At 66.7% G+C, this 22,760-nt stretch carries 21 protein-coding genes and 1 riboswitch; of the genes, 8 read left to right on the top strand and 13 right to left on the bottom strand.

The features are described from left to right. Positions 1-57: 57 nt before the first annotated feature. From VF167_10830 to VF167_10810, 5 genes are all read right to left on the bottom strand, one after another. Positions 58-837, bottom strand: a complete 780-nt coding sequence (locus VF167_10830; protein ID HEX6925922.1) for an Ig-like domain-containing protein — start codon at positions 835-837, stop codon at positions 58-60. Between the two features lie 98 nt (positions 838-935). Then, positions 936-1,021: riboswitch (cyclic di-GMP riboswitch) on the bottom strand. A gap of 562 nt (positions 1,022-1,583) precedes the next feature. Next, positions 1,584-2,684 carry a hypothetical protein gene (locus tag VF167_10825; GenBank protein ID HEX6925921.1) on the bottom strand — a complete coding sequence of 367 codons (1,101 nt, stop codon included), beginning with the start codon at positions 2,682-2,684 and terminating at the stop codon, positions 1,584-1,586. Between the two features lie 76 nt (positions 2,685-2,760). Next, the gene (locus VF167_10820) at positions 2,761-3,990 is read right to left on the bottom strand and encodes a nucleotidyltransferase family protein (protein HEX6925920.1); all 1,230 of its coding nucleotides are present in this window, start codon (positions 3,988-3,990) and stop codon (positions 2,761-2,763) included. A 65-nt stretch (positions 3,991-4,055) separates the two neighbouring features. Further along, positions 4,056-4,358, bottom strand: coding sequence for a PqqD family protein (locus VF167_10815; GenBank protein ID HEX6925919.1), 303 nt, complete (start codon positions 4,356-4,358; stop codon positions 4,056-4,058). Between the two features lie 156 nt (positions 4,359-4,514). Further along, positions 4,515-4,982: a lasso peptide biosynthesis B2 protein gene (locus VF167_10810; protein ID HEX6925918.1), complete on the bottom strand. Its 468-nt coding sequence runs from the start codon at positions 4,980-4,982 to the stop codon at positions 4,515-4,517. A gap of 500 nt (positions 4,983-5,482) precedes the next feature. Here VF167_10810 and VF167_10805 point away from each other — a divergent pair, with 500 nt between their 5' ends. Beyond that, the gene (locus tag VF167_10805) at positions 5,483-7,381 is read left to right on the top strand and encodes an asparagine synthase-related protein (GenBank protein HEX6925917.1); all 1,899 of its coding nucleotides are present in this window, start codon (positions 5,483-5,485) and stop codon (positions 7,379-7,381) included. 159 nt (positions 7,382-7,540) lie between these two features. On the opposite strand, the gene VF167_10800 is transcribed toward VF167_10805, so the two are convergent. From VF167_10800 to VF167_10780, 5 genes are all read right to left on the bottom strand, one after another. Next, a complete protein-coding gene (locus VF167_10800) occupies positions 7,541-8,857 on the bottom strand; it encodes a tetratricopeptide repeat-containing glycosyltransferase family protein (GenBank protein HEX6925916.1) in 1,317 nt (438 codons plus the stop codon). Positions 8,858-8,935: 78 nt separating this feature from the next. After that, entirely contained in the window at positions 8,936-9,736 is an 801-nt protein-coding gene (locus tag VF167_10795; protein ID HEX6925915.1) for an ABC transporter permease, read from the bottom strand. Continuing rightward, complete coding sequence (locus VF167_10790; protein HEX6925914.1) at positions 9,729-10,850, bottom strand: ABC transporter ATP-binding protein; 1,122 nt, start codon at positions 10,848-10,850, stop codon at positions 9,729-9,731. The genes VF167_10795 and VF167_10790 overlap by 8 nt, the downstream gene beginning before the upstream one ends. After that, on the bottom strand, positions 10,799-11,761 hold the full coding sequence (locus VF167_10785) for a hypothetical protein (GenBank protein HEX6925913.1): 963 nt from the start codon (positions 11,759-11,761) through the stop codon (positions 10,799-10,801). Before VF167_10785 ends, VF167_10790 begins: the two co-directional genes overlap by 52 nt. A gap of 98 nt (positions 11,762-11,859) precedes the next feature. After that, positions 11,860-12,054, bottom strand: coding sequence for a lasso RiPP family leader peptide-containing protein (locus VF167_10780; GenBank protein ID HEX6925912.1), 195 nt, complete (start codon positions 12,052-12,054; stop codon positions 11,860-11,862). Positions 12,055-12,714: 660 nt separating this feature from the next. On the opposite strand from VF167_10780, the gene VF167_10775 reads away from it, so the two are divergent. Genes VF167_10775 through VF167_10765 form a run of 3 tightly spaced genes read left to right on the top strand, consistent with a single transcriptional unit; the run spans position 12,715 to position 14,233 of the window. After that, positions 12,715-13,017, top strand: a complete 303-nt coding sequence (locus VF167_10775) for a hypothetical protein (GenBank protein HEX6925911.1) — start codon at positions 12,715-12,717, stop codon at positions 13,015-13,017. Positions 13,018-13,025: 8 nt separating this feature from the next. After that, complete coding sequence (locus tag VF167_10770) at positions 13,026-13,412, top strand: PqqD family protein (GenBank protein HEX6925910.1); 387 nt, start codon at positions 13,026-13,028, stop codon at positions 13,410-13,412. After that, entirely contained in the window at positions 13,412-14,233 is an 822-nt protein-coding gene (locus VF167_10765; protein HEX6925909.1) for a hypothetical protein, read from the top strand. Before VF167_10770 ends, VF167_10765 begins: the two co-directional genes overlap by 1 nt. 127 nt (positions 14,234-14,360) lie before the next feature. Here the strand turns inward: VF167_10765 and VF167_10760 are convergent, their stop codons facing one another. Beyond that, complete coding sequence (locus VF167_10760) at positions 14,361-14,783, bottom strand: hypothetical protein (protein HEX6925908.1); 423 nt, start codon at positions 14,781-14,783, stop codon at positions 14,361-14,363. A gap of 532 nt (positions 14,784-15,315) precedes the next feature. On the opposite strand from VF167_10760, the gene VF167_10755 reads away from it, so the two are divergent. After that, positions 15,316-15,492 carry a hypothetical protein gene (locus VF167_10755; protein ID HEX6925907.1) on the top strand — a complete coding sequence of 59 codons (177 nt, stop codon included), beginning with the start codon at positions 15,316-15,318 and terminating at the stop codon, positions 15,490-15,492. Between the two features lie 321 nt (positions 15,493-15,813). Here VF167_10755 and VF167_10750 read toward each other — a convergent pair whose 3' ends face one another. Further along, positions 15,814-16,869, bottom strand: a complete 1,056-nt coding sequence (locus tag VF167_10750) for an NAD-dependent epimerase/dehydratase family protein (GenBank protein ID HEX6925906.1) — start codon at positions 16,867-16,869, stop codon at positions 15,814-15,816. Then, positions 16,869-18,266 (bottom strand): nucleotide sugar dehydrogenase, encoded by a 1,398-nt coding sequence (locus tag VF167_10745; GenBank protein ID HEX6925905.1) that lies wholly within the window; start codon positions 18,264-18,266, stop codon positions 16,869-16,871. Before VF167_10745 ends, VF167_10750 begins: the two co-directional genes overlap by 1 nt. A 472-nt stretch (positions 18,267-18,738) precedes the next feature. On the opposite strand from VF167_10745, the gene VF167_10740 reads away from it, so the two are divergent. The 3 genes from VF167_10740 to VF167_10730 all read left to right on the top strand — a co-directional run. Then, positions 18,739-20,292 carry an AMP-binding protein gene (locus VF167_10740; GenBank protein ID HEX6925904.1) on the top strand — a complete coding sequence of 518 codons (1,554 nt, stop codon included), beginning with the start codon at positions 18,739-18,741 and terminating at the stop codon, positions 20,290-20,292. Between the two features lie 8 nt (positions 20,293-20,300). Then, the gene (locus tag VF167_10735; protein ID HEX6925903.1) at positions 20,301-21,497 is read left to right on the top strand and encodes a nucleotidyltransferase family protein; all 1,197 of its coding nucleotides are present in this window, start codon (positions 20,301-20,303) and stop codon (positions 21,495-21,497) included. Between the two features lie 36 nt (positions 21,498-21,533). After that, positions 21,534-22,760: asparagine synthetase B family protein (locus VF167_10730; GenBank protein HEX6925902.1), on the top strand; the 1,227-nt coding region annotated here is incomplete at its 3' end.

Raw genomic sequence — 22,760 nt, 5'->3', positions numbered from 1 at the left:
CGTCGGCCGGGGCTGATCCACCGCCCCGGCCGACGCCTCTTTACTCCCTATCGCGCCCTATCGCTGTACGATCAGCGGCACCGTGTCCGCATAGCTGGTCCCCAGGCGGGCGATGAGCTTGACTCGCCCCGGCCTGCGGCCCGTCACCACACCCTTGCGGTTGATGGTCGCGATCGATCCGTCGGTCGAGACAAAGGTCACGTAACCGGCGCCGTTCAGCTTGCCCCCCTTGTCGTACCAGAGCTCGCTGATCACCCTGGTCTGCTGCCCCACCCGCAGCGGCTCCTTGGGCGCGAAGAGGACCAGCCGCTTCAGCTTCTCGCCTGGGCGCACGTAATAGTTCGAAGCCGGCTTCCCGGTGAAGCTGATGTCATCATAGTCCCAGCTCCACTCGCGCTTCTCGCACCCGCGATCGCGGTTGCCAGTCCCTTCGACCCTCACCTTCACCGTGTCGGCCTTGCCGAAGGCGGTGACGATGATCAACGCCGTCCCGGCCTTCACACCGGTCACCTTGCCCCAGTTTCCGTAGGAGTTGGTGACGCTGGCAACGCAATTGTTGGTGGACATCCACTGGGCGTAGGGCGCGCTGGGCAGCGAGCCGCCCCGGTTGTAACGCAGTCGTGCCGACATCTGCTTGCTCTGGCCGACACGGAGGGAATACGAGGGCCGCTCCGGATTGGTAATCTCCACCGCGACGAACTTCTCGCCCGACGACACTGCCTCCCTCGGCTCCGACTCGCTCAGCGCCGGGGTGGTGATCTCGTCGGCACAGGCGATCGCCGCCATACCCGCCACGCAGACTCCGAGCAAACGGCTCCAGTGCTTCCGACCTGACATCTCACATCTCCTGTTCCCGCGGGAATACCAGGCGCTGGAACGGAAAGGGCCGCCAGCGCGCGAATCGTCCACCGGCACTTCCGGTGAAGAAGCGCGTTGCTGGCGGCCCGGCGAGCATAGCGTGAGACGCCGTAGCTCCGTAGCTCTGCGTCACCGGCTTTCGCCGGCTTTGCTCTGAGCAGCAACGACAGATTGAACCGACACGGTCTGTGAGGGATCGCGGGCGCTCCGGGCAATCGACATGCCCATAGCGTCACCCCGTGTCCTCCGTCAGAAACCGGCCTGTGTGCTGGATTTCAATCAACAGGGGAGCCCATGGCTCCGAGTTGAGCGCGCAATCCTTGCGCGGTACCCGAACAGTTTTCCCGCCGCGCCCCTGATGAATGGGTAGGGCTGTGAACAGGAGCGGCCCCGCGCGGCGCCGGAGTCAATCCTTCAGCAGATGAACCTCTGGGGACGCGCGCAATGTAGGAGGTGAGCCGCGCCGGTCAACCCTTTTCGACTCTCGGCGTACTTCAGAATTTGTAGAAACAGAAGGTTACCTCCGGAGCCGCGGGCGGGGCCGGCCGGACGCAGCTCGGTGTGGTGCAAGCGCGAAGGGGAGACGGTGGCGATCCGTCTCCCCTTCATTGTATTCCGGATTCTGTGTGGCCGTACTACCGATCTCTTGCAGCAGCGCAGCCGGCGCGGAGGATCGGTCTGGAGCACCGGTCCGGAGGATCAGTCCGGAGAATCAGCACGGAGGATCAGTCGGTGCGCTTCTTCAGGTCGAGGGTGAAGAGGTCGGCCCACCGGACCCGCTCCGTGAGCACCTGCTCTCCGCTCGACCACGTGCCGATCTGGCCATCCAGACACGCGGTCGTGGACGCGTCGATGGTCTCCGTGGGACAGGCATTGGCCGCCCCGAGCAGCGCCTGGTACGCCTGCCCCAGGATGGCGCTCCCCGGAATCGGATCACCGCCCAAGCCGCTGAACAGCGAGACGAAGTTGCGCTGGCGGAGCCGATCGGAGGTGACGACCAGCGGTTGGTTGCCGTTGCTGCCGCGAATACCCTGGTCCGAGGCGCTCGCACCCGCCATGGTGGGCGTGCCCATCATGTACTGGATAGTGAGCTGGCTCACGATCTGGCGCAGGCGCGTGGGCGATTGTAGCAGCTCGGGGTTGTTGGCGACGATTCGCGCATAGAGGTGGGACTGGATCCCCACTCCGGCGGCCTCCGCGTGCATCGAGTTGTGCGCGCTGGTGTGCGTCAGAATCTCATGGGCGATGATCGCCCCTATCACCCGCGGATCTTCGGCCTCGTAGAGGTCGTTGATGATGTAAGCGAGCTGATCGCTCCCGGCGCTCGCCTGAACCCGCGCGTACACGGACCCGGACTCCCATTCCGGCCCGGTCCCGCGCGAGAACTCGAGCACCCCCACCAACGGCTCCCCGCTTTCGGTCTCGGCGGTCGTGAACTGCTCCCAGACGGCCGGAGAATACTCCGCGATGAAGGCCAGTGCGGCCCGCATGGCCGGGTCGGGCACCCGGCTCTGCACCGCCGCGTCGCCCACTCGGCCCAGAGCGCGCCCGACGTCGACCTGGGGATCGGAGAGATTCTGCAGGAAGGCTGCGGCCTCCTCTTCCGTCATCGGTTCGCCGGAGGCGGGTGCCGACAACGGCGAGTCGAAGAACTGCGGTGCGATCGCGGTGTTCTTCACCGCCACCGGTCGATCGGAGAGCTGCTCGGCGGGCGTGCGCTCGCGCGGCTGCACCGGACCGGTGCCGCCGTCGTCATCGTCACCGCACGCCGCCGTGAGGAGGACGCAGGAGAGCAGCGCTGCTCGACCGACCCGCGTTGGAAGCATCGGTGTCTGCGGTCTGAGAAGGTGACGAACGCCTAGATCCGGGGCGGGCAGGCGATGGTGCTCGTGTGATCCGGGCTCACGCCGCCCGCCGCGGAGACGGCAGGTCGCGCGCCCGCTTCCGCGTGGCATACCACCAGAGGGCGGGAACGAGCTTGGCCATCACCCGGACCGGACGGAAAACGGCGTGCACGGGGAGGAAGTGCGTGCCAACCCGCACGGCCACCCAGCGCTCCGGCCTGCTCGGGGTGGTGAAGCGATACAAGAGGAAGCGAACCCGATCCCGCAGGCGTTCGCGCAGGCGAAAATGGAAGAGATCGTGGTGCAAGCTGCCGAATTTTTCCGCGCTCTCCGTGATGGCCTCTTCGGCGGCGAGGAGCCATTTCACGTCTTCGAAGAGCAGCACGACCTGCGGATTACGGCGGGCCCGCCTGAGAAGATCCTGAGGAATGGGAGCCTCGAGCAGCTCATGGGCGAGTAACAGGCCCAGCAGAAGGGTGCGCTCGCTCCCCGTTTCGCGTGCCCGTTGCGCGACGACCTGCCATTGGACCGGGCTGAAGGTGCGCGCGAGCTCGGCCACCCCGCAGACCCATTCGAGCCTGCACCAGAGATGCTTGGCCCCGTGTACGGTCAGGATCAACAGGTGATCTTCGGCCGCGAAGGCAGGCACCTCGAACCCATCGATGTCCAGCTCCTGTAGTCGGGGCTGGAGCTCGTCGAGCGCGAGGGGAAAGGCGACGTCTGCGTTGGTGAAGCCCCAGTGCAGCTCCACTGTCAGACCGAGCGGACCATCCAGGCTCTCCGCATAACGGTTGCGGAGCATGAAGGCCCGGTCGCGATTGTCCAGCGGACGTCGAGCCGTGAACCCGCGCTCGAGCAGCAACTCTCTCGCGCGAGCGAAGTCGTCGCGCCGCACCAGGATGTCGAGATCCGAGCTCTCTCGCAGCGAAATCGCGCCGTAGAGCTGCTTGGCCAGCACGGGCCCCTTGTACGGCACCGCGATGATCCCGTGGTCCGACAGAACCTGGAGTAGATCGCGCAGCTCGCCGGTGAAGCGCAGCTGCCAACTGGCGTTTTCGAAGAAGGTATGGCGCAGGCGCCGACGCACGGCCTCCGGCACCGCGTGCTCGTCCAGGGCCTCCAAGTGCCAGTAGACCAGGGGAGCCAGTCGGTGCCGGTGCGCGAGCGTGAGCAGGAGGGACCAGTCTATGCCCTCGTCCAGGAGGGCTTGGAGCCGCTGCGCGCTGGCGCTCCGGTCGCCGCGGCCACAGCAGACCAGCACCTGGAACTCCTTAGAGCTCGTGAGCACGGACGGCTCGGTGACTCGCACCAGCTCGACTCCCGGCAAGGGAGGGTTGAACGCCGCGCTCGGCGTCAGCGTTCGGTGGACACGCCGATCTCGATCAGGTCGGAAGCGGAGAGCTCCTCCAGCAGGTTCAGCAGATCGCCCGTGCACTCCTCGATCGAAACATCGGGGTACCGCTCGAGAATCCGATCCCGGATCTCCAGGACCGAACGGGATTCCTGGAGAAGCTCCCAGATCACGGCTCCCACCTCATTGAGCCCGTAATATTCGCCGTTCTTCAGATTCAGTATGATGACGTCGGGAGAAACCTCGCAGGAGACCTGCTCCTTGGTCGCCCGCACGGAGGTATCGAGCGTAATGGGGGCTGGCATCCGAGGTCCGCGCGCTGGGCTGGGGAGCATCGTCCGCGAGAGCGCTGGTGAGCATCGGGTCGACATCGTTGACCGCTCCGGATCGGGGCGGCTGAAGTGGATCGAGTTGCGACTACATCACCTTCACCTGCCACATCGATTCGAGCGAGAGCGCCCCTATTTCAGCGACAACACACCCGCAAGATCCGGCAGCCGCGAATAGCGCTCGAGCCGGCGGCCTCCTCCCACCACTACTCGACCCTCCGCCTCGATCCAGGCGTGTGCTTCGAAACCTCTCTCTCCATCACGCGCCACGCCGATGCAGAGTCGCGACTCGTGTCGATACCGAGCCAGTAACAACTGCGCCGCCAATGCCTGCGTAAGACAGGTAGCGTTGGGAACGTGGTGCGCGGCTTTGCCCACCGCCCAACCGATTCGCTCGACGGCAACTTCTTCCGACTGTCCTCTCCGGAGCCGACGCTCCACCAAACCGTTGACGATTCGCAGCGTCGTGCGGGCGGGCAGCGTCCACAGGGCAAGGCGCACCGACAGCAGCGCCGTGAGCGCCCGGAGTAGCAGGCGTTGCTCGTCACCAGGACGATTGAGAAACGACCGCAGCGGCCGACGTCGACGGTGCGCGTCCACCGACCCTTCCTGCCATGCCAGCCGGGCGGTAGAGCACGACCCCACACCGCGCCGGAGCGAATATCAAATGGGATCGGCCTCGCCAGGTACGATCAAGAACTATACCCCGCTGAAAGGCCTTCCCGGCAGTCGAGTTCTCCAGGGATGTTCGCCCGGAACCGGCCCATTCTGGCGATTCGGATGGAGGCGGATACCGATCTGAACCAATCGTGGGTAGCCGATCGCCGACAGCGCGTAATTCGGCCTGGGAAGCGTCAAGTGTTGTCCGAATGCCCAGGGGTGCGGCTCGAATGCGACACTTTGTTGATCCCACCTGTAGGTCGCCGGCGCCGACAGACTAACGAACAGTCCTCTGAGCTCACGCGGAATGGTCTCGGATCCCGTCGCACACGAAATTGGCGAGTGTTGCGCCGGTCCGGCATGGGGCTGGCACCAGCGGACGCGATGCCCCGTCAGGACATCGCGGCTTACCCGTCCGAGCCCCCGAGTCGACGACCTAGATGAGCACGATTGTCGGATTGTTCGGGCCGCCGGCAGTCGCCAACGAAGAGGTCGCGCGACGCATGCTCGCGGTCTCTCCGCAGCGGGGGACGATGGCGACACAGCTCTGGTCCGACGGCGGAGCCGTGCTCGCTGTCACCCGCCCTCAATGGCAGCTCGCCTCGGGAATGAGCGAGGGCGAGCTCGTTGTTCGACAGGACGCCCTCGCAATAGTCGCGGACGCGTCGCTCTACTACCGCAACGACCTCGTGCGCGCGCTCGCCGCCGTGGGACAACGTGTGGAAGACCGCGGGCCGGGGAGTTTGATCCTCGCCGCCTATCGCGCTTGGGGCCTCGACTGCGTGGACCGGCTGGAGGGCGATTGGACATTCATTCTGTGGGATGCCGACGCGCGCCTCGTGTTCTGCGCGCGCGACTTCGGCGGCAAGCGCAGCCTGCACTACATGACCATCGGTGATGGGCTCGTGCTTGCGACCGATCTCTCGGCCGTCCGGGCGCACCCCGCCAGCACGGGAGACTGGAACCTCACCTCTATCGCCGAAGCGGCCGCGGGCTTCCAGGCCTCGAGCCACGAGACCTGCTACCGGTCCATCCACCGCCTGGGCGCCGGCCATTCACTTCGGTGGCGCGCGGGCGCGCCCACCATTTCGCGCTTCTGGCACCCCCGTCCTCAGGAGGGCTCGTCAACACTGCCCTTCGAGGCCGCCGCGGAGCACCTCCGCGAATTGATCGGCGCCTCGATCGAACAACGGCTGAGCACCACCAGTGAGACCGGCATTCAGCTCAGCGGTGGCTGGGACTCGCCGACCATCTTCGCCATTGCCAACAACCTGTATCGTCGACAGGGTCGGTCGACCACACTGCGAGCAGTCTCGATCAGCTATCCACCCGGCGATCCGGGTCGGGAGGACGGCATCATCGAGATGATCATTCGGCACTGGAATGCCACCACGCACTGGCTGAACATCGCAAACATTCCGCTGCTCGAATGTCCCCACGAGGCCGCCACGCGCCGCGAGGAGCCGTTCGCGCACGTGTACGAGCGATGGAACCGCAGCCTGGTCGAGACAGGCGCTGCGCTAGGCACCCGGGTGATGTTCGACGGCTTCGGTGGGGATTCCCTCTTCCAGTGCTCTCCTGTCTATCTCGCGGACCTGCTGCGTGGTGGAAGAATCCTCGAGTTGCGTCGCGAATGGATCTCGAAGGGAATGTCCGGGGTCGGGAACCTGGTTCGCTGGACCGTGGTGCCCCAGCTCCCATTCGGGGTGCGCTCCCGTCTCTCCCGCTTCCCGGGCGGCGGCTTCTTCGCACCGCACCTCGCCCGCACCCTGCCTCCCTGGATGGATCGTCGTTTCGTCCGCGCGCACGGCCTGCTCGAGCGCGAGCGCGCGAACACCCCCACGCCGTCCGGCGGAAGTCAGAGTGAGCGCGAGCTGTTCTGGCACCTCACCAATCCGTGGGTGACTCGGATGCTGGCGCAGAACTACTCCTTCGGGCTGGACGCGGGTGTCGAGGTGCGCTCGCCTCTGTTCGACAGGCGGGTGATCGAGTTCGCCATCACCCGCCCGCGCGAGGAGCGCTCCCACCGCAAGCAGACCAAACGGTTGCTCCGCGCATCCGCTCGCGGCCTCCTGCCCGACGACGTGCTGGCCCCCCGCCGCTACCGCACGGGAATGACAACCGCCTATTTCCAGCGCGAAATGCGCAACGCTCTCACGGCGCCGACCGGCCAGGTGCTGACTGATCCGGTGCTGGCGGAGTTGGGGATCGTTGACCCGGGAGCGCTACGCGCGGCGGTGGAGCGCTTCATCGCCCATGCCGACGTGAACCTCGGCGTCCAGCTCTACTTTACGCTGCAAACGGAACTGTGGGTGAGGGCGAGGACCGGAACGGCGTAACCGCGGAGGGCACAGAGCGCGGGAGGCAGGACAATTACGAATTACGAATTGCGAATTCTGAATTCTGAACTGAAGCCGAAATGTTGTCCTCCACGACCTCCGTGCTTCCCTCCGCGACCTCCGCGGTTAAACGTTGGATCTCGCGGTTAAGCACTGGGTCTATCGATGCCCGCTTGTGAGACATCGCAGCGCCTCCGCCACCCTCTCGATCACGCCCTCCCAGTCGTCAGTGCGACGCCGGCGGAAGAGGCGCACGCTCGGATACCAGGGAGTCCCATCCCCTTCGAGTCCCCAGCGAAACTCGGGATAGGTAGGCGGCAGGACCCACGCACGAACCCCGAGAGCGCCGGCCAGGTTCGCCACGGCGGTATCGACGGTGATCACCAGATCGAGCTGCGACAACACCCGGGCGGTGTCACCGAAATCGTTTAGCTGCGGCCGCACGAGAATGTCCGGCGTGGGGGCTTCCTCGCTTCGGTAGCCGACCTGCAGCGAAACCCATTGAATGGAGGGGACGTCGAACCACGGATCCAGCAGGCGGAGCGAGGGAACGGATCGATCCGGGTTCACGGCCGTATTCGGATTCCCCGCCCAACCCAGCCCGACCCGTACCCCGGCCGAGTCCGGCAACCCGGGGCCCCGAGCCGGAGGCCGGAGATAAGGAGGGTCGGGCGGTCGGAGTGAGCTGCCCGCAAAGATCCCGGGCAGCGCCCAGAGGTGGACGTAGAGCGCGTCGTCCACCTCCGCTGGCGAGCGAACCACCCCGGAAAGGCCGTCGAGCGAGGCCAGGAGCCGATCGTGCAACGGCTCGCACACCAGGAGGACCCTTCCTGCCCGCCGAGCCACCAGGGGAACGTACCGGCAGAGAAGAATGAGGTCGCCCTGCCCGCCTCCGCGATACACGCAGACGGTCCGGCCGGGTACCGCCTCTCCTCGCCACACCCTATCTGCAGGAGGAGTCCACCTCTCCGCATGAGAGCGCGCGCGTAGCGCAGGCGCGCCGGGATCGAACCACTTCCATCCTCCCTCCTCCCTCCGGAGTAGCCGCAGGAGTGCGGTCGATACCAGGCGGGTATCGGGATCCAGCTCGAGCGCCCGCAGGTGCATGCGCCGCCCTGCCTCGGGGTTGCCGAGCACGTACTCGAAATGGCCCAGCATCGCCGCGACGTAGGCGTCCGTCGGATCCAGCTCCCAGGAACGCCGGCAAGCCTCGGCCGCCCGCGCATAGTTCCCCAGCTGGAAATGCGCGTACCACAGGCCGTTGGCCGTCTCCACGCGCTGCGGATCCAGCTGCAGGGCCGCCTGGAAGTAGAGAGCGGCCAGGGGAAACCGCCGTAGATCCAACGCGGTCCGGCCGGCGAGGTGCCAGGCATCGACGTCGGTAGGCGTTTCACGCAGCGCCTCCAGGCAGACGGCCAGCGCCTGGTCGAGGCGTCCCTCTCGTCGAAGCGCGTTCGCCTGGTGGACGAGGTCCAAGCCACAACCTCCGAGTGGCGGTGCCGCGGTCCACCCGCAGTCGCGCGGGCTACCGCCTTCAATACCACAATGCCGGCTTCAATACTGGCCGAGAGTCCCGGCGCGGCGGGCGTGTCTCAGGGCGGCGCTGAAGGCGACCATCCCCAGGGCCAGTAGAACGACAACGAAGACGCAGAGAATCGCCACGTCGGCCGCCACCGCACTGAGCGGCATCCCCTCCAGCAGGGTTCGCCGCAGGGCTCGAAGTCCGTAGGTGAGCGGCACCACCGCCGAGATCCGCTCGATCCAGGAAGGGATCACGTGCGTCGGATAGTAGACACCCCCCAGCAGCACCGAGAGCGTCAACACCGCTTTGGTCAACGGTCCGCTGGTGCGGAAGGTAAGCACCAGTGCGGCAGCCACGAGGCCCACCGGGAGATAGGCCAGGATGATGAGCACCAGGATCGCCAGGGCGATCGGCAGCTGTTCCCACTCGAGTCGGGCACCGAACAACGCTCCCGCAGAGAGGAGGAGCGCCGCACGGGCCGCCGTCCAGCAGAGTCGATAGCTGGTGAGGCCGGCCAGGATCACCGGAATGGGGGTGGGCGTGCCGAGCAGCGCTTCGAGCGTCCCGGTGGTGATCCCGCCGCCGACCGCACCGGGGAGCGATTCCGCAGCGGAGCCGAGGAATGAATAGGCAACCACCCCGACCAGCACGAAGGCGAAGTACTGCCCCCCTTCGGTCCGGATGGTGTCGGCCATGACCGGCTGAAGGGCGTTGGCCACGAAGTACAGGGGCACCACCGCCAGCAACAGTGATCCCAGCGAGATCACCCAGGAGAGGCGGTAGCTGGACGCGGTGAGCCAGCTCGCGCGCAACAGCGCGAAGACCTCATGCATCGGCGGCCTCCACGGCGTGCGCCGCGACGATCCGCTCGATGAGCTCGGCGAGCGAGAGCTGCACCGGCTCGCAACGAGCCACGTCGAACCCGCATCCTACCAGGGACGACACCAGCGCGGCAGCACCGTCGTCGCCCTCGGGAAGCTGCACGCGGAACGTACACCACCCGGTGGGCGCGTCGGCATTCGACACACCCTCCTCGGTCGCGGGCAGGCGGAGGAAGGACTCGATGGCGGCCCGATCTGCGCAGCGCACGGTCAGCTCGTAGCTCTGATCCCGCAGCTCTTCGCGCAGCCGGCCAGGTGCGTCCACGCGCAGCAGGTGACCGCGATGAAGCACCCCCACCCGGTCACAGAGGCCGAATGCCTCTTCGGTATAATGTGTGGCCAGCAGGATGGTGCAGCCCTGCTTCGCAGCCAGCCCGTTCCGCAGGAAGTCGCGCAGGCGATGAGCCGTCACGGGGTCGAGCGAGCGGGTGGGCTCGTCGAGGAGCAGCACGCGAGGCTGCGCAAGCAGGGCCCGGGCGATCAGCAGCCGCTGCTTCATCCCCGAGGAGAAACGGCCCACCATGAGGTTGCCGGTGTCGGCGAGACCCACCAGCTCGAGCAGCTCGTCGAGGCGAGCCTGCAGCGCCCTTCCCCGCAGGCGGTGCAGAACCCCGTAGACGCGCAGGTTCTCCCGCGCCGAAAGCCTCCAGTAGAGGCTGCGTTCGTCGGAGATCACGGAGGCGAGCACGCGGCGCACGGCGCGGGGCTCACGCACACAGTCGATACCGCTGACCCTCACGGTCCCCGCGTTCGGGAGGATGAGCGCCGCGAGGATCTTGAACAGCGTGGACTTGCCTGCCCCGTTCGGGCCAAGGAGGCCGAAGAATTCCCCCTGTTCCACCCGCAACGTCACCTCGTGCAGAACCGTGGTGCGCTGCACCCTGAAAGGGTGGGTGATGGTCTCCATCCAGGGACGCCGGAGGGGAAACTGCTTGGTCACGCCCCCGACCTCGACCGCCGGAGCGGACGGGCGAAGCGGCGAAGCCGGCACTTCCAACGACGGCGACACCAGGCTCATGTCGTCCCCTTCGCGCCCGTCAGCGGGGCTGGGTCGAGGCCGTGCCATTCGCCCAGGAGCTGCACCGCTTCCGGCAGCCGTTCCCAGTTGCGCACGACCTGTAGGTCGTAGACGGGGACGATGCGGGCCAGGCTGGTGGCTCGCTGGAGGACCCGCGCCGCCTCCAGGCCGGACAGCAACCTGCCGAGGCGGGCGTGCCGCAGGATCGTCAGCGCAGCCGCCCGCGGCGGAAGAAGCGTGCGCGCGGCGGGCGCGGCCGAGGGCTCGTCACGAATCGGCCGCAGATTGTAGATCGCCCGCAAAGGCGCGGACCCGCCGGCGAGCATCTCCTCCGGCAGGTTTGAGAGCACGTCCTTGCGGCCGGGTCGGCTGAGCGTGCCGGGGGCCTCGTTCGCCCGCAGCGATTCGACCGCGTCCTGCCAGAGCCGGACGTTCTGCACGCCCGGGGTGGCCACCGCGTTCTCCGCGTCCACCACCAGAACATCGTCGGTGAGTAGCCGCCCGCCCGCCTGCACCATGGAAAAGGCGAGCGACGACTTTCCGTGGCGACTGGGGGCGACGAAGGCGATAGCGGCGGATCTCACCGCGACGGCGCTCCCGTGAAGGCAGAGCCGGCCGCGAATGTGGAGGGCAATCACGAGCACACGCGACATCACGTCGGCGCGTACTACGAGGTCTGGGGATCGAGGTCCCGGGTACCACTGTATGGTGGTCCCGTCCGCCGATACGTCGAAGGTGCCCGTGTCGTCGAGCTCGAGGCGGAAACCCGCGTCGTCCGAGAGGAGCCGGATGCCGATGCCGTTAAACGAGTCCTCACCGACGACCTCTGCTCCGCGTGGTGGTGGAGGGGACTTAGCCCTGCGAAGGATCCAGTCGGGCTCAGCCGGGTGGACCGTGGGGAGCTCCGGGAAGGGTAGCTCGGACGCCAGGTGCCCACCGAAGACGGAGTGATGGTACATACCGGGGCACGGGCGGGAGAACGAAACTGGGAAGCCACGCCACGCGGCTTCCCAGTCGAGTTACAGGCGCTGACTGCCTCCTGCTTCCTCGCAGGACCTCAGATGGGAGGACTCATGTCGTCCCGGTCGCAACGGGGAAGGTCCGGCCCGAACGTTCCGTCGTTCGGGTTCGCGTCCACCACGTCCCCGGTCACCGGATCGAGGACGATGCAACCATCCCCGCCCGCGGCGAAGCCGGTGCGCGTGAGGTTCGCGAATGAGCCGTAGCGCTGTAGCTCCGGCTTTCGGTACATGCACACCTCCTGTCCGAAGTGTGGTGCCGGCGAACCGGCGGCTCGCGGCCCGGGGGGGCCGCCTGACCCCGTCAACCGACCATCGGACTCTCCTGCACCTCGGTCTGCGCCCGGACCTGCGGTTTCTTCCAGACGCGACACGGACATTCAGCGCCGCACGCAACGTGCCGCCATCTATGCGCGTCGAAGCGGATCCGCCGGAACCCCGCCCCACCCCTCATCGCCCACCCCGGGCCTTCGGATCCGTCGCCCGCGCCCGGCAACGTGGACGCGCAAGCGGGTAATGCTGAACCAAGCAATAATGCTGGCTCATCGACCGACAAGCAACACTTCTGTGCTGCGCGTCAATGTATTGGGAAACGTTTGGTGATCGGCGATGATCAAGGTGGGGAGCGTGGATCGCGCTACGCGGTCCCTCCCCCAAGGATTTAAGGTCGGACTCGACCGACCGGGCCCTTGAGGGACCATTCCTGCACGCCGCCCGCAACACCTGCGGGTGTATGCCCGCAACGCTCGGCGGAATCGATCGCCTAACTAGCTGTTTTATTTAGAGATAACATATTTTCGGATAGAGTGATGCCACGGCACGAGCATTGTTGTAAGCAACAGTGGACGCACGCGGCGTCCAGGGCCTAACCCTTTCCATGGGAGGATGCACGCATGGAAAACGAGATTTCCCGCCGTCCGCCAGACGAAGAATCCCCCTCCCGCGACTCTCTCTCACGTCGTGAACTCCTCAGAAGGGCTGGTTGGGCCGTTCCCGCCATCATTGCGCTCCCGCTGATGCCTGGGACCGCACACGCCCACCGCCATGCGAGCCCGGGTGCGAAGTCGCCGTCGAAGGGTTCGCACGACAGGTCCTGGTCCTATGGTTCGGATTATAGGGACTGGAACAAGAAGAAGCAGAAGAAGGAGGCGATAGCGCTTACGAAGTTGCTGAAGAAGTTGTTCGGCTGGCGCTGAGTCTAGCGATGGCGACAATTGAAAACTCGCCCGCCTTCAACGGAGGGGAGCAGCTGCCTTGGCCAACCTTGGTGGCTGCTCCCAGCCGTCTGGAGCGTGCCGGCGCCCGCCTGAAGCGACGCGACGACGCCATCTGCCACCCCGTCGCCAACGAGCTGGTGGTGTGGGATGCCCGCCGTGAGACCGCTGTCTCTCTGAATCTGTCCGCCGCGGCAGTGTGGGATCTTTGTGACGGCACGCTGTCGCGCGAGGAAATCACCGCGGAGCTCGCGCAGCTGGTCGGGTGTGATCCCGAAATCCTCCGTGCGGACGTGGAAAAGACCGTTCAGGAGCTGATATCCCTCGATCTGATCGAGGAGCTACCGGGCGGCGAAGAGGAACAGCAAGAGGAGTGATGCACTCGGTGGCGGTTGGCTTCGAGCGCCACCTCGTGGTGGTCGAAGCCGAGGACGAACGAGTCATCGATAGGGTGCGTCGCAGCTTTCGCCAGCTCCTGGTGACGGGTCCGTCCGACTCGGTCGAGGTGATCCGCCTGCAGCCCTCGGTCGGCGGATACGAATTGACGCTCGACGGCGAGCAGGTGTTCGAACACGCCGACATTGGCGAGGTCGTGCGGCTGCTGCGGCACGAGATCATCGGGTCATTCGTGCGCCGACGCCCCGATCTGCTCTGGCTGCACGCCGGCGCCACCGTGCGGGATGGGAAAGCGGTTCTCTTCGTGGGGCCCTACGGGCGGGGCAAGAGCACGCTGGTCACCCAGCTCTGTCTGCGCGGATGGCGCTACGCATCCGACGACATCGTCCCGGTCAACCTGGCCACCCAGCACATCCTGGCCTTCCCCCTGACCCCCATCGTGCGGGAAGACATCGGCGAAGAGCTCCCCCACGAGCGCTTGACCGAGTTGAGGAAGATCCGGATCTCCCTTCCGGACTCGGCTTTCCACCGGGATCCCGTGCCGATCGGGGCGGTGGTCCTGCCCTGCTACCGCATCGGGGTCGGGGCGCGCCTCGAGCCCTATTCACCTGCGGCTGTCGCGCTGGACATCGTACGCGAAGGGATCAACGCCGAAGAGAATGCCGCCGCCACCGTGGCCCTCTGCGCCCGCCTGGTGGACCAGGTTCCAGTGATGCCAATCACCTTCTCCGACCCGGAGGCCGCAGCCGACCTGGTGGAGGCACGGCTGCAGGCGACGGAGCGACGGGCCCTGTCGCGGTAGACCGCAGCCGGCGCCCTACGCGTCCCTTCCCCCCAAAGGCAAACCCGCAGTCAGGTCCCCCTCTTTACCGTTTCGAGCTCGGCCAGCCGCAGGTTCAGTTCGGCACGTCCATCCGGCGGGCGGATCGTTACCGCGCCTCTTCTTCGGATTGTCTGGCCGCAGACTGTCTGGCAGCCTCCTTCGCGGCCAGCACCTCCTGCTCCCGACGCGCGGCACGCAGCGCGACCAGGTCGGCGAGCTCCTGGATGGAGACGATGTGTCGCTCGTTGATCGCCATGTACGGGATCATCTCCCCCGTGGTGATGCACTCGGCATCCAGCACGGACACGAAGCTCCCCTTCTGGCCGTACAGCTCATCGACCAGCCGCGAGTTGATGCCGCGGTACAGATAGCCGTCGATGATCCGGCCATCCACCAGATAGAAGCGATGGGGAATGGCGATTTTCCCTTCGGCGAGCGCGGCATTGCGCGTGACCGTGTGCTGCGGGGCCAGCGGCCCGGAGCCGGGCGAGGTACCCATGAACGTGGGGGTCTTGTAGGCGTTTAACATCGGCAATCCTAGCGTCGAAGCGGATCTAGTCCTTATACTGCCCCGCCAGGCCGATCCTGGCAACACCGTGCCGGAAGGGATCGCTGCGCGGTGCAACGGCGCTCCCGATGGGGAGCCGGATAGTCAACGGTGAAGACTCGGGCCGGGTGAGCACATCGTGTGCCCTCCGGCCTGCTACGTTGATATGCCGGCTGGTTGCGCCTTCATCGACACGCGGACGGTCGCCGCAGGCGAGCCGATCGCAGGCCCGACGCCTTTTGACGCTTCGATAACGTAGGATCCCGGGTGTCCGCGGAGCGCCGCTACAGGCGTTTACCGGGAGAAGCCGGACCAGTGTTGTGCGTTGGTGACGGGTGCGGAGGCAAGACCACAAAAACAGCTTCCCGATGGCCCCGGCGGTAACCGCGCGCTCCCTCGTCATCGGCTTACAGAAGCATTACTTACGGTCCAGGCGGCCGAGGCGACCCGAAGGCATGGCTGGTGCTCTCCCCGGTGCCTGAGCGACTGATTGACCCGTACCGAGAACGCACGCATGCTGATCTGCAAGTTTGCTTCGGAATCTTCCAGCCCTGCCCGGATCGACAGCTATGTCGAGTACTTGCGCTCGATGGAGCGACAGAAGGAGACGGACGCCAAGACCAGGGAAGTGATCGCGCAGCTCCTGGACGAAGCGCAGCAATGGCAGAGGCGGAACAACCGCCCCGACTGACTATCCCTCCGAACCCGAGGGACCCTGACGCGAGGGCGCGGGATGTCGATCCCGCGCCCTCTTCTTTGTCTACCCGCCGGTGTCCGGGTGCCAATGCCGATAACGGCCTGTGGCGCCGCTCCACACTACATCGCGCAGGTGATCCGCCCGTAGGGGCGGCCCTTGTGGCCGCCCGCACCACACACCTGAGGGTTCCGGACGGCAACCGCTTGCAGCATCGGCGTGCGGGCGCCCACAAGGGGCGCCCCTACAGGCGAATGTCCAGCCGGTGCGATTCTCCGCATGCAGATGATCCGGCTCAACATCGCGCTAGCGGCGCCCCTACGGGCCCATGTCCGGGCCCGTGCGCGCCAGCGTCGCTTCGTACCAACCGAGGGCCTCTGTCAGTCCCTCCGCCACGGTGTGGGTGGGCTCATACCCGAGCCGCTGGCGGGCCTTCGAGATGTCCGCCTGGCTGTGCCGCACATCACCCGGGCGGAACGGCCCATACGTCGGCTGGACGCCGGCCAGCTCGGGCCGCGACGTCGCCAACCCGTCCCGAATCATCGCGAACAGCTCGTTCAGCGTGGTGCGCTCGCCGACCGCCACGTTGTAGACGGCGCCGCTCTCCGGCTCGCCTTCCGGGTCGACCAGCGCGGCGAGCAGGTTCGCCTGCACCACGTTCTCCACGTAGCAGAAGTCGCGCGAGGTCTCCCCGTCCCCGTTGATCACGCACGGGCGGCCCTCCAGCAGGCTCGCCACCCAGCGCGGAATCACCGCGGCGTAGGCACCCTCCGGGTCCTGGCGCCGACCGAAGACGTTGAAGTAGCGCAGGCCCACGGTGCGAATGCCATAGCTGCGCTCGAAGACGTCGGCGTATAGCTCGTTGACGTACTTCGTCACGGCATAGGGTGAGAGCGGCCGACCGATCCGCTCCTCCACCTTGGGCAGATCAGGATGGTCGCCGTAAGTGGAGCTACTCGCGGCGTAGACAAACCGCTGGACGCCGGCGTCCCGCGCCGCCACGAGCACATTGAGGAAACCGCTGACGTTGGCGGCGTTGCTGCCGATGGGATCCGCCAGCGAGCGGGGTACGCTGCCGAGCGCCGCCTGGTGCAGGACGAAATCCACCCCCTTACAGGCGCGCCGGCATCCCTCGAGGTCCAGGATGTCCGTCGGCTCGAACTCGAAGCGGGCCCAGGCCTCCTCTCCCACCTGGACGCGGATGTCCTCCAGGTTGCGGCGGTGGCCGGTCGCGAAGTTGTCGATCCCCCGCACCGATTGACCCAGCCGGAGCAGGTGCTCGACCAGGTTGCTGCCAATGAAGCCGGCCGCGCCGGTGACGAGCCACCGGCGCGGCTCAGCGCGCAGGTCCGCCTCGATCTCTCTGATGCGCATCAGCTCGCGACCAGCGAAAGCCAGCGCCCATTGGCGGTGTGGCGCTCCTGCTCCGTTCCGCTCAGACCCACCACCCGCGCCGAGCCGCTCACTCGCCGCATCACCCCACGGGTATCGACCACCAGACGAGCCTCCCGGGCGACCATCTCGTAGTCGATCGCCCGGTGGTCTGTGACGATCACCACGCAGTCCGCGGCGCGGAGCACCTCGGGAGTGAAATTGACGGAGCGCAGCGGGAGATTCTCCAGCGGCGTATGCCCGTCGTCGCCGATCTCGGGGCAGTGCGGGTCGTGGTACTCCACCTCTGCCCCCTTCTCCTGCAACAGGTGCAGGATCTCCAGCGCCGGGCTCTCGCGCAGGTCGTCGATGTCCTTCTTGTAGGCGACACCCAGGACCAGGATGCGGCTGCCGCGAATCGCTTTGCGATCGTCGTTCAGTGCGTCCCCCACCTTGCGCACGACGAAGGCGGGCATCTCCGCGTTCACCTCGCTCGACAGCTCGATCATCCGCGTCTTGAAGGCGAGTGTCCGCATCTTCCACGAGAGGTAGTGCGGGTCGAGCGGGATGCAGTGCCCCCCGAGACCGGGGCCCGGGGTGAACTTCATGAAGCCGAAGGGCTTGGTCGCCGCGGCGTCGATCACCTCCCAGACATCCACTCCCAGCCGATCGCAGACCTGGGCCATCTCGTTGGCCAGGGCGATGTTGATCATCCGGAAGGTGTTCTCGTGCAGCTTCACCAACTCGGCCGCCTCGGCGCTGGAGACCGGCACCAGGGTATCGAAGATCTGGCCGTACAGGGCGACCCCGACTTCGGTGCACGCCTCGGTGAGGCCGCCGATGACCTTGGGGGTGTTCCGCGTGTGCCACACCGGATTGCCCGGATCGACACGCTCAGGGCTGAAGCAGAGGAAGAAATCCTTCCCGACCTCGAGTCCGGAATCCTCGAGCACAGGCAGCATCGCTTCGCGGGTCGTGCCCGGATAGGTGGTGGACTCGAGGATGACCAGTTGCCCCGGCCGTAGGGCGTCGCGCACCGACCTGGTGGCGCTCACCACATAGGAGAGGTCGGGGTCCTTGGTCTTGGAGAGCGGCGTCGGAACGCAGATGGAGATCGCGTCGCACTCGGAGAGGCGGGAAAGGTCCGTGGTGGCGCTGAGTAGCCCCTTCTCCACGTAGTCCGCGACCACCTCCGATGCGACGTCCTGAATATGGCTCTCACCGCGGTTCACGGTGTCTACAACCCGCTGGCTCACATCGAAGCCCACCGTCCGGAAGCCACTGCGGGCCATCTCAGCGGCGAGGGGAAGACCCACGTAGCCAAGACCGATCACCCCAAGGGTGGCCTCCCGACGGCTGAAGCGGTTGAGCATCTGCTCCTTCGTGGAGTGCGTCTGCATTGCAAGTGATATCGCGGTGAACAGATCAGTTTGCTGATGGGAAGAGCGGAGTATAGATCCGGCGCGGAACCCCGCACAACTCTCCGGAGTCCAGGGACGACCGGCAGATCGCATACCGTGCGCCCGCCTGCTCGCCGGACGCCGCCCGCGGCACGCGCCGCTTCCGCCAAGCGCCGACACGCCCCTGACGGCGCGCGCATCGCATTCAAGCGCCTCCGATCGCTAATGATGCGACACTTGCCGCAGGATCGCCACACGTCGCCATTCATTGTCACAGGGGAAGTCGAAGTTCCCCAGGATCGTACCCGGGGGACTTGGAGGTGCCGGAATCACCCGGACCTTCCTAGGGGCTCGGGACGAAGCCAACTGGTGGCCGCCTCCAGACAGCCCTGATCGGGTTTCACCTGGCACCTGCAATGCGAGGCACCGCGGCCCGTTCGACCGCAATTCCTCGAGTTCAGCGACGCTCCCCATGGCCAACCCAGCCCATCCACAGCCCGCCGATCGAAACGCCGCGTACCTCCTGTGGGACTCGGCGGATCAGGCCGGTTCACGCATCGCGATCCGGGAGCGCGAGGAATTCCTCACTTATGATCGGCTACGCGCCCGCGCCGCCGCACTGGCGCAGGCGGTGGTGAACGCCGGGGTCGGGTCCGGCGAGCGGGTGGTGATCTTTCTGGAACGGGGAAGCGACGCGGCGGCCGCCTACTTCGGGGTGTGGGCAGCCGGCGCCGTGGCCATCATGGTCAATGAGACGGTCCGGGCAAGGCAGCTCGAGTACGTGCTGGGCCAGGCAGAGGCGAGCCTGCTCCTGACCTCCGAGGCACTGCTCGGCCGCCTGCACCGGACTCTCGACAGCACCGTTCCGGTGCTCGACGTCGCCAGCGTCGCGGCGGAGGCCGAGTTCGAGCCTCTTCCCCGCGCCGCCTCGGATATCGCGCAGATCACCTACACCTCCGGCTCGACCGGCATGCCCAAGGGGGTGGTGGCGAGCCACGGCAACGTGTGGGCGGCGATCTCCACGGTGGCCGAATATCTCGGGCTACGTCCGGACGACCGGCTGGCCAGCATTCTCCCCTTCAGCTCCGTCTACGGCGCCAATCAGCTCCTGTGCGCGATGCGGGTCGGAGCGGAGCTGCTGATCGAGCGGTCGCCCGTGGCAAACCAGATCGCGCTTTCGATCCGCGAGGCCGGCGCCACCGTACTCGCCGGCGTCCCCGCGCTCTGGATGCAGCTACTGACCGCGCCGGAGTTTCGCGATCGTCCGATCGAGTCGCTGCGCATCCTGCAAAACGCCGGCGGACACCTGGCCCCCACGGCCGTGCGGCAGCTCCGCGAGGTGCAGCCGCAGGCCGGCATCTTCCTCCAGTACGGAATGACCGAGGTCTTCCGCAGCACCTACCTGTCGCCCGAGGAAGTCGACCGCCGCCCGGACTCGATGGGTCGGCCGATGCCCGGAACCGAGATCCTGGTACTGCGTGAGGACCTGACGCCATGCGAGCCGGGGGAGGTGGGCGAGCTGGTGCACTGCGGGCCGACCGTGACCCTCGGCTACTGGAAGGACCCCGAGCGCACCGCGGCCGTCTACCGGCCGCACCCGCTGCGCCCGGAGGCGGGGACGGTCGTGTTCTCGGGCGACCTGGTGAAACGCGACGAGGAGGGGTTCCTCTACTACGTCAGCCGCCGCGACCGGATGATCAAGTCGCTCGGCTTCCGCGTTGGACCCGACGAGATCCTGGACGTGCTGTATGCCTCCGGAGAGATCGTCGACGGCGTGGTGACCTCGCGGCCGGACCCGCGCCGGGGGGAGGCGATCCTTGCCTTCGTGGTGCTGGCGCCGGGCGGCTCGCTCGAGCGGCTGAACGCCTACGCGCGCGTGGAGCTGCCGCGTTACATGCACCCGACCAAGATCGAAGCGCGCGACGAGCTACCGCGCATGCCGAACGGCAAACACGATGTCCTGGCGCTCAAGCGGGAGCTGGAAGGGGAGCCTGCCGAGCCGGCCCCCGCGATCGCTCGAGGTTGATCGGCGACATGGCTTCAACGTCCGAACACCAGAGGTCGCGGTCGGCACGCGTGCGCTCCCTCCTCTCCCGGGAAGGCCAGATCGTTCTGCGCGCCAATCCGTTCGGTACGCAGGCCGACTACGCCCAGTTCCTGCACGGGCCCGTCGAATGGAAGCGGCTGCTCTCGCTGGCCGAGCACGAGCGGGCTACGCTCCCCCTGTGGCGGGTGATCCGGAACTCTCCGCTCGCAGCGGGCGGCGACGGAGCGAAGGCGCTCAGGGCGCTGGCGCAGGTGTGGGAGTTCAAGCTGTTCCACCTCGAGCGCATGTTCGAGGAGGCAATCGCCGCGTTCGCACACGAAGGGCTCACCGTCCTGTTGCTCAAAGGGGCCGCGGCGGCGGTGTCCGTGTACGGCGGCTTCTCGCGCCGGCCAATGGTCGACGTGGACCTGCTTGTCGAAGAGGGTCGCGGCGAAACCGCGTGGGTTCTGGCGCAGGAGATCGGTTGGAACTGGGACCCGCGGCGCCATCCCAGGGAATCCTACAGCAACGCCCATCATCTTCCCCCGCTCTACGACTCGTTTGGCGCGAGTTGTGGGATGGAGATCCACACGCGCCTCTGGATGCCGGACAGCCCGTTCTCGTTCGGCGAGACCGACCTCTGGGAGAGGTCGATCGAGGTGGAGGTGAAGGGGACCCGCTGCCGGGTACCATGCGTGGCCGATCAGCTGCTACACACCTGCATCCATTTCGCCTGGTCGCACCGTCTGAAGAGCCACGGTTGGCGTGCATTCAGCGACGTAGCGGCGTACCTGCGTTCCGGCGAAATCGGCTGGGACGACTTCGTTTCCCGGGCACATTCCGCCGGGGCCGACAGCTGCGCCTACTGGACATTGCGACTGGCCCGCAGCGTATGCGACGCCCCCGTGCCGGCGGAGGTACTGGAATCCCTGCGACCGGCCGGCTCGTCGCGTCTGCTCGACCTGCTCGAGCGGCAGTACGTGACCAACCTGCTTCCGGACGAGCGGGGAACGCCCTCGCTCGCGCTCGCCCGCAGGCTGTGGCGCATGGGGATTCAGCGCGGGCCCGGATCGAACGGGATCGATCTGCCCGACGACCCGAAGCCGATGCTGCTCCGCGAGCGCGTTCGGCACCACGTGAAGCAGCTGCCGCAGTGGTGGGAATATGTCAGACGGGTCGTGCAGGTCGATTCAGCGCCCGAATGACGACGTCAGCCAGCAGCATTCGCCTTCAGGAGCCCAGTGACGGCAATACTCGCGATCCTCGGAGAGCATAGCGGCCCGGCCGACGTTCGGGGGCTGCTCGGCACGATGGCCTACCGGGGATCCGAGGTCCACGACGTATTCCGGTGTCCCGGGGCCGTGCTCGCGGTGGCTCGCGATCGCTGGGAGACGCAGCCCGAGTTCGCGGGCGAGACGATGATCGCGTCGCGCGGCGACATTCACGTTGTGTGCGACGCGACATTGTACTACAAAGCAGATCTGCTGCGGCAGCTGAAAGGCGCCGGGGTGATTCCCGCCTCACACTCCTCGGCGGATCTGATTGCCGCCGCATACGAGGCGTTCGGCGCAGAGTGCGTGAATGTGCTCGAGGGCGACTTCTCGTTCTGTGTCTGGGACACGAAGCGCCGGCAACTGTTCTGTGGACGGGATCCGTTCGGGGCGCGGAGCACTTTCCACGCACGAATCGACGGGCGGTTGTTCGTCGCCTCCACGCCGCACCCGATGCTCGCGCGAATGGGTCCGGCCGCAAAGGTCAGTCGCGAGGGTGTGCTCCGGGCGATCCTCATGCGCTATGGCGACGGAACGGTCACCCCCTGGGAGGGGATCAGCGAGCTTCCGGCGGGAAGCAGGCTGTACGCCGATTCAGCCGGCGTGCGGGTGGAGCGGTACTGGGAGGCCCGGGGAGCGGATCATTACGCCAGGCTGACCACTGACGAAGCTCGCGCCACACTGCGCGAGCTGCTGGACGCCGCCTGCGCCGAACGCGCGGTGCCGCAGTCGACGGCTCTGGCGATGAGCGGCGGCTACGATTCGACGGCGGTTTTCTCCTCGCTGGCCTCCGCTGCGGGCACGATCCCGCACATTCTCTCCTTTGCATTACCCGACGGAGATCCGGGAGACGAATCGCCGTACATCACCGCAGTCGCCGAAAGCTACGGCACGACGGTCAATTGGGTCGAAATCACCGGCGTGCCACTCTACATTGAGCTCGAACGTCGATGCAGGACCCGGTCGCACTGCCATGGGCATACGCTGGAGATCCACAACCGCGTATTGGCTCGCAGGGCACGTACACTGAATGCACGGGTTCTCCTCAATGGTCATGGCGGCGACAACGTGTTCGCGCTGGAGAGCTGGCGGATGGCGGACCTCCTCCGCCGCGGCAGGCTGGTGGAGCTCCGTCGCTACCGCGCCGCTCGCGGCTACAGGGGATGGCGCAGCTTCGTCGATACCTGTCTGCGCCCG

The organism is Longimicrobiaceae bacterium, from assembly GCA_036375715.1.
GTDB lineage: Bacteria > Gemmatimonadota > Gemmatimonadetes > Longimicrobiales > Longimicrobiaceae > DASVBS01.
Note: the sequence above shows the minus strand (reverse complement) of the source record. Positions and strands in the feature narration are given on the sequence as shown.

Bases quoted from the DNA above. Each gene is read 5' to 3' on its own strand.
- VF167_10830 (HEX6925922.1), bottom strand. From the start codon at position 837: ATGTCAGGTCGGAAGCACTGGAGCCGTTTGCTCGGAGTCTGCGTGGCG.
- VF167_10825 (HEX6925921.1), bottom strand. From the start codon at position 2,684: ATGCTTCCAACGCGGGTCGGTCGAGCAGCGCTGCTCTCCTGCGTCCTC.
- VF167_10815 (HEX6925919.1), bottom strand. From the start codon at position 4,358: ATGCCAGCCCCCATTACGCTCGATACCTCCGTGCGGGCGACCAAGGAG.
- VF167_10805 (HEX6925917.1), top strand. From the start codon at position 5,483: ATGAGCACGATTGTCGGATTGTTCGGGCCGCCGGCAGTCGCCAACGAA.
- VF167_10795 (HEX6925915.1), bottom strand. From the start codon at position 9,736: ATGCATGAGGTCTTCGCGCTGTTGCGCGCGAGCTGGCTCACCGCGTCC.
- VF167_10790 (HEX6925914.1), bottom strand. From the start codon at position 10,850: ATGGCACGGCCTCGACCCAGCCCCGCTGACGGGCGCGAAGGGGACGAC.
- VF167_10785 (HEX6925913.1), bottom strand. From the start codon at position 11,761: ATGTACCATCACTCCGTCTTCGGTGGGCACCTGGCGTCCGAGCTACCC.
- VF167_10780 (HEX6925912.1), bottom strand. From the start codon at position 12,054: ATGTACCGAAAGCCGGAGCTACAGCGCTACGGCTCATTCGCGAACCTC.
- VF167_10775 (HEX6925911.1), top strand. From the start codon at position 12,715: ATGGAAAACGAGATTTCCCGCCGTCCGCCAGACGAAGAATCCCCCTCC.
- VF167_10770 (HEX6925910.1), top strand. From the start codon at position 13,026: ATGGCGACAATTGAAAACTCGCCCGCCTTCAACGGAGGGGAGCAGCTG.
- VF167_10765 (HEX6925909.1), top strand. From the start codon at position 13,412: ATGCACTCGGTGGCGGTTGGCTTCGAGCGCCACCTCGTGGTGGTCGAA.
- VF167_10760 (HEX6925908.1), bottom strand. From the start codon at position 14,783: ATGTTAAACGCCTACAAGACCCCCACGTTCATGGGTACCTCGCCCGGC.
- VF167_10755 (HEX6925907.1), top strand. From the start codon at position 15,316: ATGCTGATCTGCAAGTTTGCTTCGGAATCTTCCAGCCCTGCCCGGATC.
- VF167_10750 (HEX6925906.1), bottom strand. From the start codon at position 16,869: ATGCGCATCAGAGAGATCGAGGCGGACCTGCGCGCTGAGCCGCGCCGG.
- VF167_10745 (HEX6925905.1), bottom strand. From the start codon at position 18,266: ATGCAGACGCACTCCACGAAGGAGCAGATGCTCAACCGCTTCAGCCGT.
- VF167_10740 (HEX6925904.1), top strand. From the start codon at position 18,739: ATGGCCAACCCAGCCCATCCACAGCCCGCCGATCGAAACGCCGCGTAC.
- VF167_10735 (HEX6925903.1), top strand. From the start codon at position 20,301: ATGGCTTCAACGTCCGAACACCAGAGGTCGCGGTCGGCACGCGTGCGC.